This is a genomic window from Pigmentiphaga sp. MLSB6-MA01 (assembly GCF_058793475.1).
In genome coordinates this window covers 131,984-149,648 of the sequence record NZ_JBXAFV010000001.1, presented here as the reverse complement: position 1 = coordinate 149,648, position 17,665 = coordinate 131,984, and the positions used below count along the sequence as shown (strand labels likewise).

The following is a 17,665-nucleotide window of genomic DNA, read 5'->3' as shown; positions in this document are numbered from 1 at the left end:
CACCTCGCCGCGCGGATCAGCGCGCGAATTCCGTCGCCGCCCAGACCGCCTCGACCACATCGGCCTGGCGGGCGCGGGGCCGGTAGAGCCGGACTTCGAACGGGACTTCGTCGCTGCGGCCGCCCAGGACCACCATGCTGCGGCGCTGGCAGTCGGCCGCCACCATGGACCACGGCAGCCATGCGACGCCTAGTCCTTTCTTGACGAATTCGTAGACGGCGTCGGCCGAGTCGCAGCGCAGGAACACGTTCATGCCCGCCAGCGGATTGCGTTCGAAATGCTCGCTCAGCAGTCGCTCCATGGACAGCCCGATGCCGTAGGCGATCAGCGGCGTCGCCTGGCTGGCCCCGATCAGGCTGTAGCGGGGCTTGCCCTGCGCATCGGCCACGCTGACGGGGACGAGTTTTTCCGTGGACAGCGTCAGGTGGCGATAGCGGTGGCCGTTCAGAGGTACCGACAGTGCGCGATGTTCGTAGCAGCACAGCATGTCGACCTTGCTCTGTTCCAGCATGGCGGCAAGGTCGGAGGTCGCGCCGGTGATGATGTCGATCTGTGCCTTGCCGCGCAGCGGGCTGCGCGGCATGTGCGTGATGCGGGCCAGCCAGTCGGCCACCAGCGTGCGGGCGAGCGTGCGGCCGGTGCCTATCCGCAGGCTCATGCCCTGGTTGGTGCCGTGGCGCTGGATTTGCGAGCGGGCATTGGCGACGCTTTCGACCGTGCGTTCCGCGGTCTTGAGCATGACCTCGCCCTCGGGGGTGAGCTGGACCGGCGTGCGATTGCGTTCCACCAGCGGCGCGCCGGCCCAGACTTCCAGCGCGCGGATGCGGCGGCCGAAGGCGGGGTGGGTGACGTGCCGCAGTTCGGCCGCCCGCACGAAGCTTTGCGTGCGGGCGAGCGCGATGAGGTCTTCGAGAAGTTTGAGGTCCATGAGTCCCGGATTTTAACGCCCCGGGGTGATCATCCCCGCCAGGGTTGCTCAACCGTAATAATTGCGTGTGTCCGGTTCATGACTCCGGCGCCCGGGCCGCTCAGTGCAGGATCTGGCTCAGGAACAGCCGGGTGCGGTCATTCCGCGGGTTCGAGAAGAAGGCCTCGGGCGTGTTCTGTTCGACGATCTGGCCCTGGTCCATGAAGATCACGCGGTCCGCCACCTGCCGGGCGAAACCCATCTCGTGCGTCACGCACAGCATGGTGATGCCGGTCTCCGCCAGCGAGGTCATCACGTCCAGCACTTCCTTGACCATTTCCGGGTCCAGCGCCGAGGTGGGTTCGTCGAACAGGATGATCCTGGGCGACATGCACAGCGACCGCGCGATGGCCACCCGCTGCTGCTGGCCGCCCGAGAGCTGTCCCGGGTATTTGTGCGCCTGCTCCGGGATGCGCACGCGTTCCAGGTACTGCATGGCGGCGGCCTCGGCCTGGGCCTTGGGCTGCTTGAGCACCCAGATCGGCCCCAGCGTCAGGTTCTGCAGGACGGTCAGGTGGGGGAAGAGGTTGAAATGCTGGAACACCATGCCGACTTCCCGCCGGATCGCCTCGATGTCCTTCAGGTCGCTGGTCAGCTCGATGCCGCCCACGGCGATCCGGCCTTGCTGGTGCTCTTCCAGGCGGTTGATGCAGCGGATCAGCGTCGACTTGCCGGACCCGGAGGGCCCGCAGACGACGATGCGTTCGCCACGCTCGACGGCGAGGTCGATGTCGCGCAGCACCTGGTACTTGCCGAACCATTTGCTGACGCCTTCCATTTGTATGATCGGCTGCGTGGATGAGGACATGGCGGGTTTCCTGTCGGTGGCCTGGGCCGGGCCGGGAGGGGACATCATCGTTCCCGGCCGGTGCGCAGGCGTTTCTCCAGCGATTGGCTGTAGCGCGACATCGCGAAGCAGAAGGCGAAGTAGATGGCGGCGATGAACAGGTAGGCCTCGACCGAGACGCCCGGCCAGGCGGCATCGGCCAGCGAGGCCTTGGCTGACTGGGTGAGATCGAAGATGCCGATGATCACCACCAGGGACGTGTCCTTGAATACCAGGATGAACATGCTGACCAGCGGCGCGATGATGGTCTTGAGCGCCTGCGGCAGGATGATCAGGCGCATCTGTTGCCAGTAGTGCAGGCCGATCGAATCCGCGCCCTCGTACTGGCCCTTGGGGATGGCCTGCAGGCCGCCCCGCACCAGTTCGGCCAGATAGGCGGCGGCGAACATGACGATGGCGATCTGCGCGCGCAGCAGCTTGTCGATGCTCATGCCTTCGGGCAGGAACAGCGGCAGCATGACCGAGGACATGAACAGCAGGCTGATCAGCGGCACGCCGCGTATCAGTTCGATGTAGACCACGCACAGGGCCTTGATCGCGGGCAGGCGCGAGCGGCGTCCCAGCGCCAGCAGCACGCCCAGGGGAAAGGCCAGGCCCATGCCGAAGGTCGCCAGGATCAGCGTCAGCGGCAGGCCGCCCCACAGCGTGTTCTCGACGTATTGCAGGCCCAATACGCCGCCCCACATCAGGATGCCGGTGGCCGTCAGCGCGACGATCCAGATCAGCGCCAGCCACCGGTTCCAGAAACGCCGCAGGCAACTGGCCACGACGGCGCCGATCAGCAGCGCGCTGGCCAGCAACGGACGCCATTGTTCGTCGTAGGGATACAGACCGAACAGGATCAGCCGGTGCTTCTCGGCGATGAAGGCCCAGCACGCGCCGCCGGCCTCGCGGCATTCCTGCGCCGACGAGGCGACGAAGGTCGCGCGTATCAGCCCCCATTCCACCAGCGCGGGGACGATCATCAGCAGCAGCCAAGCCACCAGCAGCGTCAGCACGATATTCAGAGGTGTTGCGAAGAGGTTCCCCCCTACGCGCTTCGCGCGCGCCCCAGGGGGCGGCGCTGGCGGACCGGCGGAGCCGGATCCGCGGCGCCCTGGAGCGGGTGCGTTGTCAATGTGGGACGCCGAACCCATCAGCGCTCCACAAGCGCCATGCGGCGGTTGTACAGATTCATGAGCACCGAGATCGTCAAGCTGACCGCCAGGTACGCCGCCATGATGATCAGCACGCCCTCGATGGCCTGGCCGGTCTGGTTCAGCGTCGTGTTGGCGATGGAGACGATGTCCGGGTAGCCGATGGCGACGGCCAGCGAGCTGTTCTTGGTCAGGTTCAGGTACTGGCTGGTGACGGGCGGGATGATGACCCGCAGGGCCTGGGGCAGCACCACCAGCCGCAGGACCCTGCCGCGCCGCAGGCCCAGGGATTCGGCGGCTTCCCACTGGCCGCGGTCCACGGACTGGATGCCGGCGCGCACGACCTCGGCGATGAAGGCCGCCGTATAGACCACGAGTCCGAACAGCAGGGCCGTGAACTCGGGGGTGAGGGTGGCGCCGCCGGTGAAGCCGAATCCTTGCAGGTGGGGGACGTCGAACCGCACGGGCGCGCCGCCCGCGAGCCAGCCCGCCAGCGGCAGCCCGACCAGCAGCGCGACCACCCAGCGGGTGATGGGCTGCACGTCTCCGCTGCGCTGCTGGCGCCGCCGCATCCAGTGCGCCAGTGCCAGCGACAGCACGACCGCCAGGCCGAACCCGGCCGCCGCCAGGTCGAAGCCCAGGTGGTCGGCGGGCAGCGGCAGCTTGATGCCGCGGTTGGACAGGAACACGCCGGGCAGGAGTTCCAGCGCCTGGCGGGCCGGGGGCAGGGTCTCGGTGACCAGCGCATACCAGAGGAAGAGCTGCAGCAGCAGCGGCGTGTTGCGCATCAGCTCGACGTACACCGAAGCCAGCCGCGCCACCAGCCAGTTGCGCGACAGGCGGGCGATGCCCACCAGCGTACCGAGGAGCGTCGCCAGCACGATGCCGGCGGCCGCCACGCGCAGCGTGTTCAGCAGGCCCACCAGGATGGCTCGCGCGTAGGTGTCCTGCGGGTCGTAGCGGATGGGGGTTTCGCCGATGGCGAAGCCCGCCTCGCGTCCCAGGAAGCCGAAGCCCGACGAGATGTTGCGGGCGGCCAGGTTGGCCAGCGTGTTCGAGACCAGGAACCAGGCGAGCCCGGCGACGGCGGCCAGCGCCACGGCCTGGTAGACCGCCGACCGGACGGAGGGATTGCTCCAGCTCAACCGGGACATGCGCGCGTCAGCGGATGGGCCACGCGTACATCAGGCCGCCATGGGTCCAGAGCGCGTTGGCGCCGCGCTGCATCTTCATCGGGCTGCCCTGGCCCAGGTTGCGTTCGAAGCTCTCGCCATAGTTGCCGACCTGCTTGACGATGTTGTAGGCCCACTTCTCGTCCACGCCCAGGTTCTTGCCGGCGCCGGGCGTCACGCCCAGGATGCGCTGCACGTTGGGATTGGCGCTCTTGGCCATTTCGTCGACGTTCCTGGACGTGATGCCGTATTCCTCGGCTTCGATCATCGCGTTCAGCGTCCACCGGACGATGGTCGCCCATTGTTCGTCGCCCCGGCGCACCATGGGTCCCAGGGGCTCTTTCGAGATCATCTCGGGCAGCACGACGTAGTCGTCCGGGTTGGACAGCTTGGTGGCGCGGATCACGTTCAGCGCCGAGATGTCGGTGGTGTAGGCGTCGCAGCGGCCCGCGGCGAAGGCGCGGACCAGTTCGTCGAACTTGTCGATGACCACGGGTTTGAAGGTCAGCTTGTTGGCGCGGAACCAATCGGCCAGGTTCAGCTCGGTGGTGGTGCCCGGCTGCAGGCAGATGGCCGCCTGATTGAGTTCCTTCGCGCTCTTGACACCCAGCTTCTTCGATACCAGGATCCCCTGGCCGTCATAGAAGTTCACGCCCACGCCCGTCAGGCCCAGCGCCGCGTCGCGCTGCAGCGTGATGGAGGTGTTGCGGGGCAGGACATCGACCTCGCCCGATTGCAGCGCGGTGAAGCGCTGCTGGGTGTTGAGCGGCGTCAGCTTGAATTTGGTGGCGTCGCCGAACAGCGCGGCCGCGATGGCCTTGCACAGGTCCACGTCGATGCCGGTCCAGTTGCCCTTGCTGTCGGGATTGCTGAAGCCGGCCACGCCGGTCGAGACGCCGCATTGCACGAAGCCCTTCTTCTTGACGGCGTCCAGCGTGGGGCCGGCGTGGGCGGCGTGCGCGGCGCCCATCATCAGGGCGGCGGCGAGGAAGGTTTTCAATGCTTTCATGGCGGGCTCCTGGCGCGGACGGCCCTGGACTATAAAGCATCGCCGGCCACGGCCTCGTGGGGAAACGTACCGTAGCATGTGTTGGGTATGATGAAAACCTCGGGGCCTGTCGTCGTCGGGCGGCCCAGGTTACTATTTCGACCTCATGATCGAATTCCAGCAAGTCTACAAATCCTATGGCCGGGGCATCGACACGCTGGCCGATGTGACCTTCGGCATCGCCCAGGGTGAATTCGTCTTCGTCTCCGGCCCTTCCGGGGCGGGCAAGTCGACCCTGCTCAAGCTCATCGCCGGGCTGGACGTTCCCAACCGGGGCACGGTCCTGGTCAACGGGAAGGACGTCGGCAAGCTGCCCGGCCGCTTCCGTCCCTACCTGCGGCGCGCCATCGGCACCATCCTCCAGGACGTGCACCTGCTGAGCGACCGCAGCGCCTTCGAGAACGTCATGCTGCCCCTGACCGTGACCGGCCATTCGCGGTCGGCCGCCGCCAGGCGGGCGCACGCCGCCATCGAACGTGTCGGCCTGTCGGGCAAGGACGGGCTGCGGCCGCAGGAGTTGTCCGGCGGCGACCAGCAGCGGCTGGCCATCGCGCGGGCCATCGTCAACCGTCCCGGCCTCTTGATCGCCGACGAACCGACCGCCAACCTGGACCGCGAGAGCGCCCGCCGCATCGTCGAAGTCTTCCGCGACTTCAACCGCGTGGGGGTGACCACGATCCTGGCCACGCACGACGAAAGCCTGATCACCGACTACGCCACGCGCGTGCTGCTGGTCAAGGAAGGCCGGGTTACCGACGGTGGCAAGCGCACGCCGCGCCTGGGCGGGGAGGTCCACGCATGAGCCCCCTGATCCGCCAACATCGCTACGCGCTGGGCGTGACCCTGCGCCGGCTGCTGTCGCAGCCGTTCTCGTCCGTCGCCAACATCCTCGTCATCACGCTGGCGCTGGCCATTCCCCTGCTGGGCGCGGCGGCGCTGATGTCGCTGCGGCCGGTGGCCAGCCACCTGACGGCCGATCCCGAGATGACCGTCTTCATGCAGGTCAGCGCCACGCCGGCCGAGACCGGCGCCGTGGCCGACCGGATCCGGCGCGACCACGCCAGCGAGATCCAGGCCCTGCGGGTGATCAGCCGCGACCGCGCGTTGTCCGAGCTCAAGGCCAACCCGGCCTACGCCCAGGCCTTGGCGGTGCTGCCCGACAATCCCCTGCCCGACGCCATCGTGGTGACGCTGGAGGGCGAGGGCCTGGCCCAGCGGTCGGCCAAGCTCGCCGCCCTGTGGAAGACCTGGGCCAAGGTCGACATGGTGCAGGTGGACAGCGCCTGGGTGCAGCGGCTGGAGGCCATCCTGCGGTTCGCCCGCGCCAGCCTGCTGTTCCTTGCCCTGGTGGTGGCGGTGGCCGTGCTGGCGGCGGTGTTCAACACCGTGCGCATGCAGGCCCTGTCGCAGCGCGAGGAAATCGGCGTCGCGCGGCTGGTGGGCGCCACCGAGTCCTTCGTCCGGCGGCCTTTCCTGTACCTGGGGGCGATCAGTTGCGGCGTGGCCGCGCTGGCCGCCATCGGGCTCGTGGCCCTGGTGCTGGATCCGCTCAACGCCGCGCTGGCGGACCTGGCCCGCAGCTACGGGACCGAGTTCGCGCTGCGCCTGCCCCAGTGGGAGTGGCTGGCGGCTTTCGTGGTCGGGGTGGCCCTGTTGGGGGCGCTGTCCGCGCGCTGGTCGGTCACCCGGAACACCCGCTTCTGATCCGCCTGCCCCGCCGCGACGCGGGGCGCGATCCCCGGGGCGTCAGAGGCTTTCCTCGTCGCTCCAGTCCCCGTTCTCGGCCAGCCCCCGCTTGAGCCAGTCGACCAGGGCCCGTACCCGGGGCAGGGCGCCGCGGGTACGCGGCAACAACGCCTTCAAGGCCAGCTCCGGCAGCCGGTAGCCGTCCAGCACCGTGCGCAACTGCCCACGCGCCAGCGCCGGCGCGGCCATGCCCGCCGACAGGACCGTGATGCCATTGCCCGCGATGGCCGAGGTGCGCAGCACGCGGCTGCTGTTGGACGTGAAGCGCGACCGGACCTCCACCTGCACCGTGCCGTTCGCGTTTTCGAACTGCCATAGCGCGCCCGAGGGCGTGAAGACCAGGCAATCGTGGTCGGTCAGCTCGCGCGGATGTGCCGGGTGGCCGCGCGCCTCGAGGTAGGACGGCGCCGCGCAGACCACGCGCGGATACGGGGCCAGCCACTCGTCGTCCACGTTCGCGTACAGCTCGGGCAGGGCGCCGACCACGATGTCGAAGCCTTCCTCGACGGGGTTGACGGACCGGTCCAGCATGACGACGTCCAGCAGCACCTGCGGGTGGGCCTGCTGGAACTCGGTCAGGACGCGGGCCAGGTAGGGGGCGCCCAGCGTGGTCGGGATCTTGATGCGGATGCGGCCCAGCAGGCCGCCCCGGGTCTTCGTCATTTCTCCCAGCGTGTCGTCGAAATCGGCCACCAGGCCCGCGATGCGCGGCAGGAACTGCTCGCCCAGGTCGGTCAGCGTGACGCTGCGGGTCGACCGGTTGAACAATTGTCCCCGCATCTTCCACTCCAGCTGCCCCACGCGCTTGGTGATCACCGAGGGCGAGACGCCCAGCTGGCGCCCCGCTTCGGAAAAACTGCCGGTACGGACGGTCGCCAGGAAGGCGCGCATGTTGTCCAGCGTGTCCATCTTTCTCGAAATGAAAAAAGTGATCGGGCGAATTCGTGGATTATCACTCAAGTTAAAAGTAATTACGATGTCGACCTTAGAAACAGGCGTGATGGAACCGCGCCGAGGAGACGATCGTGAAGCAATTCGTGGCACCGCTGGCAGCGGGCATCGTGGCATGGACCTGTATGGGATCCGCGGGGGCGCAGGGCGGCGATACGTTCCCGTCCAAGCCGATCCGGATCATCGTTCCCTTTCCCGCGGGGGGAACGGCGGATTCGATCCCGCGCATCGTGGCCGAGAAGCTCGCCCTGAAGTGGTCGCAGCCGGTCATCGTCGAGAACCGGCCCGGCGCCGGCGGCAACATCGGCGCGGACACCTTCGCCCGGGCCGAGCCCGACGGCTATACCTTGATCGCCAGCCCGCCGGGACCGATGGCGATCAACTTCAACCTGTACAAGAAGCTGGGCTATGACGCCCGCCGTTTCGCGCCCATCTCGGTGGCCGCGACCATGCCCACGGTGCTGGTGGTGCGGCCCGAGCTGGCCGCCATGCCGCCCCAGGACCTGTTCCGCCAGATACGCGGGAATCCGGACAAGTTCACCTATGCGTCGCAGGGCAACGGCACGACCTCGCACCTGGCCGCCAATCTGTTCAGCATGGAACTGCGGGCCCAGCTGCTGCACATCCCCTACAAGGGGACGGCGCCGGCGCTGACGGACCTGATAGGCGGGAAAGTGGACCTGATGTTCGACAACATCAGCTCGTCGCTGGCGTTCCATCAATCGGGGCGGGTCAAGATCATCGCCGTCGCGGCGGACAGGCGGGTGGCCTCGCTGCCCGACGTGCCGACCTTCGGCGAGCTGGGGCTGCCCGACGTCGTTGCCGGCAGCTGGGTGGCCTTCGCCGCCCCGGCCGGGACGCCGCCGGCCATCACCGCCAGGATCAGCCAGGCGGTGGCGGAGATCGTCCGCATGCCGGACGTGCAGAAGCGATTCGCCGACTTGTCGGCCGCTCCCGTCGGCGATACGCCGGCCGAGATGGCGGCCTTCGTCGGCAAGGAAGCCGAGCGCTGGGGGGCGGTGATCCGCACCGCCCACGTCACGCTGGATTGAGGAGTGCCGGCCGGGGGCCGGCGACGAGGAACAGAAATGGAAACGACCACAGAGGATCGCATCGAGGCCGGCATGCCGGCCTGGCCGGATACGCTGACGCGCGTGCCGTTCGAGGCGTACCAGAGCCGTGCGGTGCACGACCTGGAACAGCAGCGCATCTACGAAGGCGCCACCTGGAACTACCTGTGCCTGGAGGCGGAGCTGCGCGAGCCCGGCGACTACGTATCCACCTTCATGGGCGCCATGCCGGTGGTGGTGACGCGCGACGCGGACGGTGAACTGTACGGCTTCGAGAACCGGTGCGCGCACCGGGGCGCGCTGATCGCGCTGGAGAACGCCGGCAACGCCAAGGGCTTTTCCTGCGTCTACCATGCCTGGGCCTACGACCTGCAGGGCAACGTCAAGGGGGTGGCCTTCCAGCACGGGGTGAACGGCAAGGGCGGCATGCCGGCGGGCTTCGACGCGGGCCGGCACGCGCCGCGCAAGCTGCGCATCGCCGCCACCTGCGGGCTGGTGTTCGGCAGCCTGAGCGACGACGTCGATCCCATCGAGGAATACATCGGCGAGGACGTGCTGGCGCGCATCCGCCGGCTGCTGGGCGACCGGCCGCTGGAGGTCATCGGCCGCTACACGCAGATCCTGCCCAACAACTGGAAGCTGTATTTCGAGAACGTCAAGGACTCGTACCACGCGAGCCTGCTGCATCTGTTCCTGACCACGTTCGAGATCAACCGCCTGACCCAGCGCGGCGGCCTGATCGTCTCGCCCGATGGCGGCAGCCATGTCAGCTACTCGATCATCGACAAGAGCCTCGAAGCCGGGTCGGAATACAAGGACCAGGAATTGCGGGTCGACAACGAGCATTACCGGCTCCAGGACCCGAGCTTCCTCGACTATGTGGACGAGGTCGGCGACGGCATCACCCTCCAGATCCTGTCGGTGTTCCCGGGCTTCGTCCTGGGACAGGTCAACAACAGCATGGTCGTGCGCCAGGTGCTGCCCAAGGACATCGACGCCACCGAACTGAACTGGACCTACCTCGGCTACGCGGACGACACGCCCGAGCTGCGGCGCATGCGGCACCGGCAATTGAACCTGGTCGGGCCGGCGGGACTGGTCTCGATGGAGGACGGCGCGGTGGGCGGTTTCGTCCAGCGCGGCGTGGGCACGGCCCGGGAATACTCGGCGGTCCTGGAGATGGGGGGCGAAGACACGGCATCGTCCGACACCCGCGCCACCGAAGCGTCGGTGCGCGGTTTCTGGAAAGCCTATCGCCGCCACATGGGAGTCTGACATGGACCAATCGGATGTCAAACAATGGCTGGACGCCCGGATGTGCGCGCAGCTTCGCATCGACCGCTTGAACGCCGCCTATGCCCGCTGCATAGACAGCGACGCACTGGAGGCCTGGCCGGATTTCTTCGACGAGGGATGCCTGTACACCGTCACGTCCGACGACAACCATCGCCGGGGATTCGTGGGCGGCATCGTCTACGCCGATTCGGTGGGCATGCTGCGCGACCGGGTGTCGGGCCTGCGGGAGGCCAACATCTATGAAGGCCACCGCTACCGCCACCTGGTCGGCCCCGCCTCGGTGCTGTCGCTGGAGGGCGGCCGGGCTTGCGCCGAGACGCCGTTCGCCGTCTATCGCATCATGCGCACCGGCCGCACCGACCTGTTCGTGACCGGCCGCTACGTCGACGTGCTGCGCCTGGACGCCGGCGACGAGGCGAAAATCGTGGAGCGGCGGGTCGTGTGCGACAGCTCCAGCTTCGATACGCTGCTGGCGATACCGCTATGACCTGGGACGTCACCGTCGCGGGGACGCCCCATCGTTTTCCCTGCGAGGCGGGGGAGTCGCTGCTCGACGCCGCCGAGCGCGCCGGCTTCGAATTGCCCTATTCCTGCCGCAAAGGCGTGTGCGGCAACTGCGAGGGTGGGCTGGACAGCGGCGAGGTGGTCGTGGCGGGCGCGGCATGCACGGCCGCCGGACAGGGCATTCTCTATTGCCGGGCCACGCCGTCGAGCGATGTGACCATACGTCCGTCCTCGATACGCCCGGCCGACCGGTCCGCGCGCAAGCGTGTGCTGGCCAGGATCCACAGGATCGACCGCCTGGCCGACGACGTCACGCTGTTGCGGCTGCGCTTTCCGGCGGGGGTGCGGGTACGGTTCCGCGCCGGACAGTATCTCCAGGTCGTGCTGCGGGACGGCCAGCGGCGGCAGTTCTCGATGGCCAACCCGCCGGGCATCAGCGACGAGGCGCATCTGCATATCCGCCATGTGCCGGGCGGCCATTTCACCGGCGCGATCCTGCCCGGACTGGAACGGGGGCAGTCACTGGAGATCGAGCTGCCGTTCGGCGATTTCCATTGGCGCGAGGAGCACGAAGGGCCGATCGTCTTCGTGGCGACCGGCACCGGCTTCGCGCCCATGGCGTCCATCATCGAGGACATGCTCAAGCGCAAGGTCGAGCGGCCGCTGTCCCTGTACTGGGGCGGGCGCACGCCGCGCCATCTGTACGCGCTGGAAACCGTGGCCGCCTGGCGCGCCCGCCATGCCGGCCTGCGCTTCGTTCCCGTCCTGTCGGACGAGCCGGCCGGTGCGCTGGACGGCGCGCTGGACGGCGCGCGGGCCGGGATGGTCCACCGGGCCGTACTGGAAGACTTTCCCGATCTTTCCACGGCGCACGTCTACGCGTGCGGTTCGCCGGCCATGATCGCCGCGGCTCGCAGCGAGTTCGCCGCGCACGCCGGGTTGCCGCCCGCGCACTTCTTCAGCGACGCTTTCGTCGTGGGGCCGTGAGCGGCGGCCTTGTTTTTGTTACTCGAAAATGAATTGTCATAATCTGGAGCGGGGCTGAGCGCTACCATTGGGGATTCTCATGCTCGCGGCCGATCTGCTCCCGATGGTAGAACAAGAACTCAAGTTTTCCGTCCCCTCCGCCGCTCACAAGGCCGTCGCCGGTCAGTTCGCTTCCCTGTCATCCGCGCCCCGCATGCATCTGCGCGCGATGTATTTCGACACGCCCGACAGGCAGCTCGCCCGCCAGCGGGCGGCGATCCGGCTGCGCCAGGAAGGCCGCACGTGGGTGCAGACCTTCAAGATGGCGGGCGCCGACGCCATGTCGCGCGTGGAGTTGAACCATCCCAGTCCCGGCCGGGCCCTGGACCTGTCCGTCTATGCCGGTACGCCGGCCGAAGCGGTGCTGGCCGGACTGACCGCCGAACTGGTCGTGCGCTACGAGACCGACGTCTGGCGCCGGGCGGTGGCGGTGCGTACCCGCGCGGGCACGGTGGAAGCGGCCTACGATGTGGGTACGATCCGGGCGCAGGGGCTGGAGCTGCCGGTGTGCGAGCTGGAGTTCGAACTGGTGTCCGGGCGGCCCCAGGCGCTGTTCATCGTGGCCGGCCGCTGGCTGGCCCGGCACGGCCTGGTGCTGGACCTGCGGAGCAAGGCCGAGCGTGGCGACGGGCTGGCCAACGCGGCGGCGCGGATCGCCGCGGCGCCGCTGGACGAGCGCCCGCAGGTCAGGGAAGCGGAGATCGCCGCGTTCTGGGGGCCGCGCTTCGCGGCCGGGATCGAGCTCGGCCAGGACGAAGCGCCCGACCGGGCGCTGGCCGCGATGACCGCCGAATGCTTCGAACAGATCGCCCGCAACGCGGCGCCGCTGGCCGCCGCCGACGCGCCTCCCGGGGTGCGGTTGGGGGGCGCTGAACACGTGCATCAATTGCGCGTCGGCATGCGCAGGCTGCGCTCGGCGTGGAAACTGCTGGACGGAAATGCCGAGCTGCCTCCGGCCGGACTGCGGGACGGCGCGCGCAGGCATTTTTCCGACTTTGGCCGGGTCCGCGACCAGGACGTCATGGGCGGCGCGGTCTTGTCCGCTTTGGTCGATGCCGGCATGCCGCCCCTGCAATGGCAGCCAGAGGCCGGGACCGACGCGGCCACGCTGGCGGCGTCGGTGGACTTCCAGTCCTGGTTGCTGGGCCTTCTGGCCTGGAACGTGGGGATACGCGAGCCGGCTCCCGGCCTGCCCATGGCCGGCGGGCTGCCGTCGGCCGAGCCCGCCGCGGCACCGGAGCCCGGGCGCCCCGTCCGCCTCGCGCGCGCGGTGACGCCTCGCCTGCGGAAGTGGCACGGCCGGCTGGTGCGCGACGGACGGCATTTCGTGCGCCTGGAGGACGAGCGCCGCCACGCCCTGCGCAAGCTGGCCAAGCGCCTGCGCTACGGCCTGGCATTGTCGGCGCCTTTGTACCGCGCCGCGCGCGTGCGCGCCTATCGCAAGAAGCTCTCGGCGCTGCAGGACATCCTGGGCGAGATCAACGATCTGGTCGTGGCGCGCACGCACTATGCCTCGCTGGCCGACGCGCATTCCCAGGCCTGGTTCGCGCTGGGATGGATCGCGGCCCGGCTGCGCGAGCTGGAGGTCCAGGCCGAGGCGGCCTTTGGCGCGCTGGCCGAGGCCCGGCTGCCCTGGAAGCCCCGGCGGTGAAGGCGCGGGCCGCGGGCCCGGGCGTTGCGCGCTATGCCGTGCCGGGGGACATCCGCGCAGCCTCGTCCCGCAGCAAGGCCAGGAAATACTCCGCCGCCGGCGTCGCCGGTATCTCCTGGTTCCAGACGGCGACCAGGTCGCGCCGCAGGCACAGCTCCGGCAGGGGCAGCACGGCAAGGTCCGGATAGTGGCGCAGCACGGAGTCCGGCAACAGTGTCAGGAAGCGGCCCTTGCGCAGCAGCTCCGCGGTACACGGAATGGAGACCCCCTGCACGGTGGCCGTGGGCGCCGGTAGTTCCAGTTGCTTGAACAACGCCACCAGATGCGGCCGGAGTACGCCGTTCTGCGGCGGCAGCACCCAGGGATAGTCCCGCAGGCGCGGCAGGCATGAGCGGCCCGGCAGTTCCCGCAATGGGTGGTCGGGCGCCAGGGCGACATGGAAGGGGTCGGCCATCAGCCGGCAATGGGCCAGCGCCGCCGGCAGTTCCAGGTTGGTGAGCATGGTCACCGCCATGTCCAGGCGCCCCTCGCGCACGCTCATGACCAGCGGGTGGTACAGCCCTTCTTCCACGAAGACCTGCATGCCCGGGCGTTCGCCGTACAGCCTGAGCAGCGTGCGCGGCAGCAGCGAGGCCGACGCCCCGGCGCCGCAGCCCACGCGCACGACACCGATGTGCGCGCTCTTGAGCGCGTCCAGTTCTTCCTGCGCCGCGGCGAATTGCATGTCGATCGCCCGCACGTAGGGCAGCAGCGTATGCGCGTAGACCGTCGGCGCCACGCCCCAGGCGTGGCGGGTGAACAGTGCCATGCCCAGCGACTGTTCGAGCTGGCGCAGGCTTTTGCTCAGGGCGGGCTGCGACATGCCCAGCGCCCGGCCGGCCTTGCCCAGCGACCGGTGTTCGTACACCGCGAGAAAATGCTGCAGCTTGGCGTCCATGCACGCCCCATATCCATTGGTTATGACTCAGGTAGCCCAAAGCCATCTAGCAGGCCGCTCCAGGACATGCATAGAATGGGCTTCCACCAAGGTTTCCCATTTTTTCGAGGGTCGCGACACCCATGCATCAAGGATATCAGCTCACCTCCGGCACGCCCCGGATCGCCTACGAGTCGCACGGCCAGGGCGAGCCCATCGTGTTCGTGCACGGTGTGGGGGGCAACCTGGACAACTGGCGGGACCAGCTGGAGCATTTCGGCCGCGATCATCGGGCCGTGGCACTGGACCTGCGCGGCTACGGCCATAGCGACGACATCCCCGGCACCCTGGACTTCCACGATTTCGCCGCCGACGTGCTGGCGGTCATGGACACGCTGGGCCTGGCGCGCGCGCCGCTGGTGGGGCTGTCCATGGGGGGCCTGGTGATCCAGTCCGTCTATGCGCGCGCACCCGAGCGGGTCAGCGCCCTGGTGCTGGCCGCCTGCCGGCCGGCGGACGCGCCCGTGGCCCATGGCGAACAGTTCGCCCGCGACCGCCTGGCTCCCCTGGAGTCCGAGCGGCCCCGGCAGGCGCTGGCCGACAGCCTGCTGCCCAAGCTGATGGGGCCCGCCACGGCGCCCGACGTCGTGGCCCGCCTGCGCGACAGCCTGATGCGCCTGCGACTGGACCAGTACCGCCAGATCGTGCCGGTGCGCACACAGTTGCCGCCTTATCTGGCGCTTGCCGACATCCGCGTGCCCACGCTGGTGTTGGGCGGGAGGCAGGACCAGCTCGCGCCGGTCGAACAGATGCAGGCCATCGCCCGGGCCATCGCCGGCAGCGAGCTGGACATCTTCGAGGACTGCGGCCACTTCCTGAACATCGAGCAGGCCGCGGCCTTCAACGCGCGCCTGCGCGCATTCCTGGATGCCTTGGCCGGGCGCGCGCCGTCCGCCTGAATCCGCCGTTCCACCCTTGGAGCTGGAGTCTTCCCATGTTCATCGCAAGATCGTTTTTCGCAGGAACATCGTTGTTGCTCGCCGCCGTGGCCACGCTGTGGCTGGCGGCCGTCGCGCCCATGGCGGCGCACGCGCAGGCCGGGTATCCGGACAGGCCGGTCAAGCTGCTGGTGCCTTATCCGCCCGGTGGCGCCATGGACCTGGTGGGCCGCATCCTGGCCAAGGACTTCTCCGAGCGCACCGGCCAGCCCATGGTGGTCGAGAACAAGCCCGGCGCCGCCACGATCATCGCCGCCACCGCCCTGGCCGGGGCCGCGCCGGATGGCTACACGCTGATGCTGGCGCCCAACTCCACGCTGACCATCATTCCCCAGCTCTACGCCAAGCTGCCGTTCGACGTGAAGCGCCTGGAAGCGGTGGCGCTGGTGGGAACCAACCAGATGGTGTTTTCCACCAGCGGCGGCAGTGGCCTGAATGATCTGGCGGCGTTGGTGGACAAGGCGCGAGGGGCGCCCGGGAGCGTCTCGTACGGCTCGTTCGGCAATGGCAACATCACCCATCTGCTGGGCGAACTGCTCAACCAGGCGGCGGGCATCTCCATGCTGCACGTCCCTTACCAGGGGGCGGCACCGGCCATGAGCAGCCTGCTGGGCGGCAACATCACGGCCACCTTCGACACCGTCACCAACGTGGCGCCCCAGGTGCAGGCGGGCAAGCTGCGCGCGCTGGCCGTTACCGGCCGGCAGCGCAGTCCGCTGCTGCCGGACACGCCCACCTTCGCCGAGCGCGGCTATCCGGCCCTGGCCGCCGTGGACAGCTGGGTCGGCCTGCTCGCGCCCGCGGGCATGGATGCCCGCGCCAGGGCCAGGCTGGACGCGCACCTGAACCGCATCCTGCGCGATCCGGCCTTCGTCAGGCAATTGAACGAGCGCGGCTTCGACGTGCCCGGCGTCGATGCCGCGGCGTTGGCGCGGCAGGTCGAGGAAGAGCGCGGCCTGTATCGCCAGGTCATCGACAAGGCGAACATCCGGCTCGATTGAGCCGCGCCGCGCCAGCCTGGATCAGGCCAGGACCTTGGCCATGGACGCGGCCACGTAGTCCAGGTTGGCCTCGAACAGTCCGGCCACGCACATGCGGCCGGACTGGATCAGGTACACGCCGAACTCGTCGCGCAGGCGGTCGACCTGCGCCGGGTTCAGGCCGGTGTAGCTGAACATGCCGCGCTGGTTGACGAAGTAATCCACGTCCAGGTCCGGACGCAGGGCGTGCAGGCGGTCGCGCAGGCCCCTGCGCATGGCATGGATGCGCGTGCGCATCTGCGCCACTTCCCCTTTCCATTCCTCGCGCAGCGCGGGGTCGTTCAGCAGGGTGCTGACCACGCGGCTGCCGAACAGCGCCGGGCTGGAGTAGTTCTTGCGCACCGTGGCCTGGAGCTGGCCCAGCACGCGGCCGGCCTCGTCGGCGGTCGGGCAGACCACCGACAGCCCGCCCACGCGTTCGCCGTACAGAGACATGTTCTTCGAGAACGAATTGCCCACCAGCATGGCGATGCCGCGGTCGGCCGTCTCGCGAACGACCCAGGCGTCCTCTTCCAGGCCGTCGCCGAAGCCTTGGTAGGCCATGTCGAAGAACGGGATGGCATTGCGGGCGACCAGCACGTCGATGATCTTGAGCCATTGCTCGCGCGTCGGATCGATGCCCGTCGGGTTGTGGCAGCAAGGCTGGAGCAGCACGATGCTGCGCTCGGGCAGCGTCTCGAACGCGGCGAGCATCTCGTCGAAGCGGATGCCGTGGGTGGCCGCATCGTAGTAGGGGAAGGCGTGCATCGGAAAGCCCGCGCCGCCCAGGATGTTGTAGTGGTTCTCCCAGGTCGGATCGCTGATCCAGATCTCGCTGCCGGGGAAGTGCGCCTTCAGGAAATCGGCGCCCACCTTGAGCGCGCCCGAGCCGCCCAGGGTATGGATGGTCGCCACCCGGCCCTCGGCCACGGCGCGGTGCCCGGCGCCCAGCACGGTTTCCTGGATCGCCTTGCGGTACTGGGCATCGCCCTCCATCGGCAGGTAGACCGCCGGCACCGAGGTGTCGATGCGGTCGCGGGCCTGGCCCACGCTGCCGAGCACGGGCACCTTGCCGGCGCCGTCGTAGTAGAAGCCGATGCTGAGGTTGACCTTGTGCTCGCGCGGGTCTTTCAGGAAGGTCTGCACCAGCGACAGGATGGGGTCGCCGGCATAGCGGGGGACGTGCTCGAACATGGAACGATTTTCCTTGGAACTGTTGATCGATTATAGAGTGGCGCTTTTCAAGCGCCGCTCTACCCAGGGCACAGCGGATCCGGCTCCGCCGGTCCGACAGTGCCGCCCCCTGGGGGGCGCGCGT

17 protein-coding genes are annotated in these 17,665 nt (G+C 68.7%); 9 read left to right on the top strand and 8 right to left on the bottom strand.

Annotation, left to right across the window (positions count from 1 at the left end; genetic code table 11):
- Positions 1–16 precede the first annotated feature (16 nt).
- The 5 genes from AC1Q6E_RS00790 to AC1Q6E_RS00770 form a co-directional block, all read right to left on the bottom strand.
- Positions 17–928 carry a LysR family transcriptional regulator gene (locus AC1Q6E_RS00790; protein ID WP_152793562.1) on the bottom strand — a complete coding sequence of 304 codons (912 nt, stop codon included), beginning with the start codon at positions 926–928 and terminating at the stop codon, positions 17–19.
- Positions 929–1,028: 100 nt separating this feature from the next.
- Complete coding sequence (locus tag AC1Q6E_RS00785) at positions 1,029–1,775, bottom strand: amino acid ABC transporter ATP-binding protein (RefSeq protein ID WP_152793561.1); 747 nt, start codon at positions 1,773–1,775, stop codon at positions 1,029–1,031.
- Between the two features lie 44 nt (positions 1,776–1,819).
- Positions 1,820–2,932, bottom strand: a complete 1,113-nt coding sequence (locus AC1Q6E_RS00780; RefSeq protein WP_492572187.1) for an amino acid ABC transporter permease — start codon at positions 2,930–2,932, stop codon at positions 1,820–1,822.
- A gap of 17 nt (positions 2,933–2,949) precedes the next feature.
- Positions 2,950–4,104 carry an amino acid ABC transporter permease gene (locus tag AC1Q6E_RS00775; RefSeq protein WP_152793559.1) on the bottom strand — a complete coding sequence of 385 codons (1,155 nt, stop codon included), beginning with the start codon at positions 4,102–4,104 and terminating at the stop codon, positions 2,950–2,952.
- Positions 4,105–4,111: 7 nt separating this feature from the next.
- Positions 4,112–5,131, bottom strand: a complete 1,020-nt coding sequence (locus AC1Q6E_RS00770; RefSeq protein WP_152793558.1) for an amino acid ABC transporter substrate-binding protein — start codon at positions 5,129–5,131, stop codon at positions 4,112–4,114.
- Between the two features lie 145 nt (positions 5,132–5,276).
- Here AC1Q6E_RS00770 and AC1Q6E_RS00765 point away from each other — a divergent pair, with 145 nt between their 5' ends.
- The gene (locus AC1Q6E_RS00765; protein WP_152793557.1) at positions 5,277–5,972 is read left to right on the top strand and encodes a cell division ATP-binding protein FtsE; all 696 of its coding nucleotides are present in this window, start codon (positions 5,277–5,279) and stop codon (positions 5,970–5,972) included.
- Entirely contained in the window at positions 5,969–6,874 is a 906-nt protein-coding gene (locus AC1Q6E_RS00760) for a cell division protein FtsX (RefSeq protein WP_152793556.1), read from the top strand. The genes AC1Q6E_RS00765 and AC1Q6E_RS00760 overlap by 4 nt, the downstream gene beginning before the upstream one ends.
- A 42-nt stretch (positions 6,875–6,916) precedes the next feature.
- Here the strand turns inward: AC1Q6E_RS00760 and AC1Q6E_RS00755 are convergent, their stop codons facing one another.
- On the bottom strand, positions 6,917–7,825 hold the full coding sequence (locus AC1Q6E_RS00755; protein WP_296556795.1) for a LysR family transcriptional regulator: 909 nt from the start codon (positions 7,823–7,825) through the stop codon (positions 6,917–6,919).
- A 116-nt stretch (positions 7,826–7,941) separates the two neighbouring features.
- On the opposite strand from AC1Q6E_RS00755, the gene AC1Q6E_RS00750 reads away from it, so the two are divergent.
- The 5 genes from AC1Q6E_RS00750 to AC1Q6E_RS00730 all read left to right on the top strand — a co-directional run bounded on the left by AC1Q6E_RS00750 (position 7,942) and on the right by AC1Q6E_RS00730 (position 13,414).
- Positions 7,942–8,919 carry a Bug family tripartite tricarboxylate transporter substrate binding protein gene (locus AC1Q6E_RS00750; RefSeq protein ID WP_296556794.1) on the top strand — a complete coding sequence of 326 codons (978 nt, stop codon included), beginning with the start codon at positions 7,942–7,944 and terminating at the stop codon, positions 8,917–8,919.
- A gap of 36 nt (positions 8,920–8,955) precedes the next feature.
- Complete coding sequence (locus AC1Q6E_RS00745) at positions 8,956–10,212, top strand: aromatic ring-hydroxylating dioxygenase subunit alpha (RefSeq protein WP_152793554.1); 1,257 nt, start codon at positions 8,956–8,958, stop codon at positions 10,210–10,212.
- 1 nt (position 10,213) lies between these two features.
- On the top strand, positions 10,214–10,720 hold the full coding sequence (locus AC1Q6E_RS00740; RefSeq protein ID WP_492572036.1) for an aromatic-ring-hydroxylating dioxygenase subunit beta: 507 nt from the start codon (positions 10,214–10,216) through the stop codon (positions 10,718–10,720).
- Positions 10,717–11,724 (top strand): 2Fe-2S iron-sulfur cluster-binding protein, encoded by a 1,008-nt coding sequence (locus tag AC1Q6E_RS00735; protein ID WP_492572034.1) that lies wholly within the window; start codon positions 10,717–10,719, stop codon positions 11,722–11,724. Before AC1Q6E_RS00740 ends, AC1Q6E_RS00735 begins: the two co-directional genes overlap by 4 nt.
- 103 nt (positions 11,725–11,827) lie before the next feature.
- Positions 11,828–13,414, top strand: coding sequence for a CYTH and CHAD domain-containing protein (locus AC1Q6E_RS00730; RefSeq protein ID WP_492572033.1), 1,587 nt, complete (start codon positions 11,828–11,830; stop codon positions 13,412–13,414).
- A gap of 31 nt (positions 13,415–13,445) precedes the next feature.
- On the opposite strand, the gene AC1Q6E_RS00725 is transcribed toward AC1Q6E_RS00730, so the two are convergent.
- The gene (locus tag AC1Q6E_RS00725) at positions 13,446–14,351 is read right to left on the bottom strand and encodes a LysR family transcriptional regulator (RefSeq protein ID WP_296556792.1); all 906 of its coding nucleotides are present in this window, start codon (positions 14,349–14,351) and stop codon (positions 13,446–13,448) included.
- Between the two features lie 122 nt (positions 14,352–14,473).
- Here AC1Q6E_RS00725 and AC1Q6E_RS00720 point away from each other — a divergent pair, with 122 nt between their 5' ends.
- Both AC1Q6E_RS00720 and AC1Q6E_RS00715 read left to right on the top strand, forming a co-directional pair.
- Entirely contained in the window at positions 14,474–15,289 is an 816-nt protein-coding gene (locus tag AC1Q6E_RS00720; protein ID WP_152793550.1) for an alpha/beta fold hydrolase, read from the top strand.
- Between the two features lie 35 nt (positions 15,290–15,324).
- Entirely contained in the window at positions 15,325–16,329 is a 1,005-nt protein-coding gene (locus AC1Q6E_RS00715; RefSeq protein ID WP_492572032.1) for a Bug family tripartite tricarboxylate transporter substrate binding protein, read from the top strand.
- Between the two features lie 21 nt (positions 16,330–16,350).
- Here the strand turns inward: AC1Q6E_RS00715 and AC1Q6E_RS00710 are convergent, their stop codons facing one another.
- Positions 16,351–17,541, bottom strand: coding sequence for an amino acid aminotransferase (locus AC1Q6E_RS00710; RefSeq protein ID WP_492572031.1), 1,191 nt, complete (start codon positions 17,539–17,541; stop codon positions 16,351–16,353).
- Between the last annotated feature and the right edge of the window lie 124 nt (positions 17,542–17,665).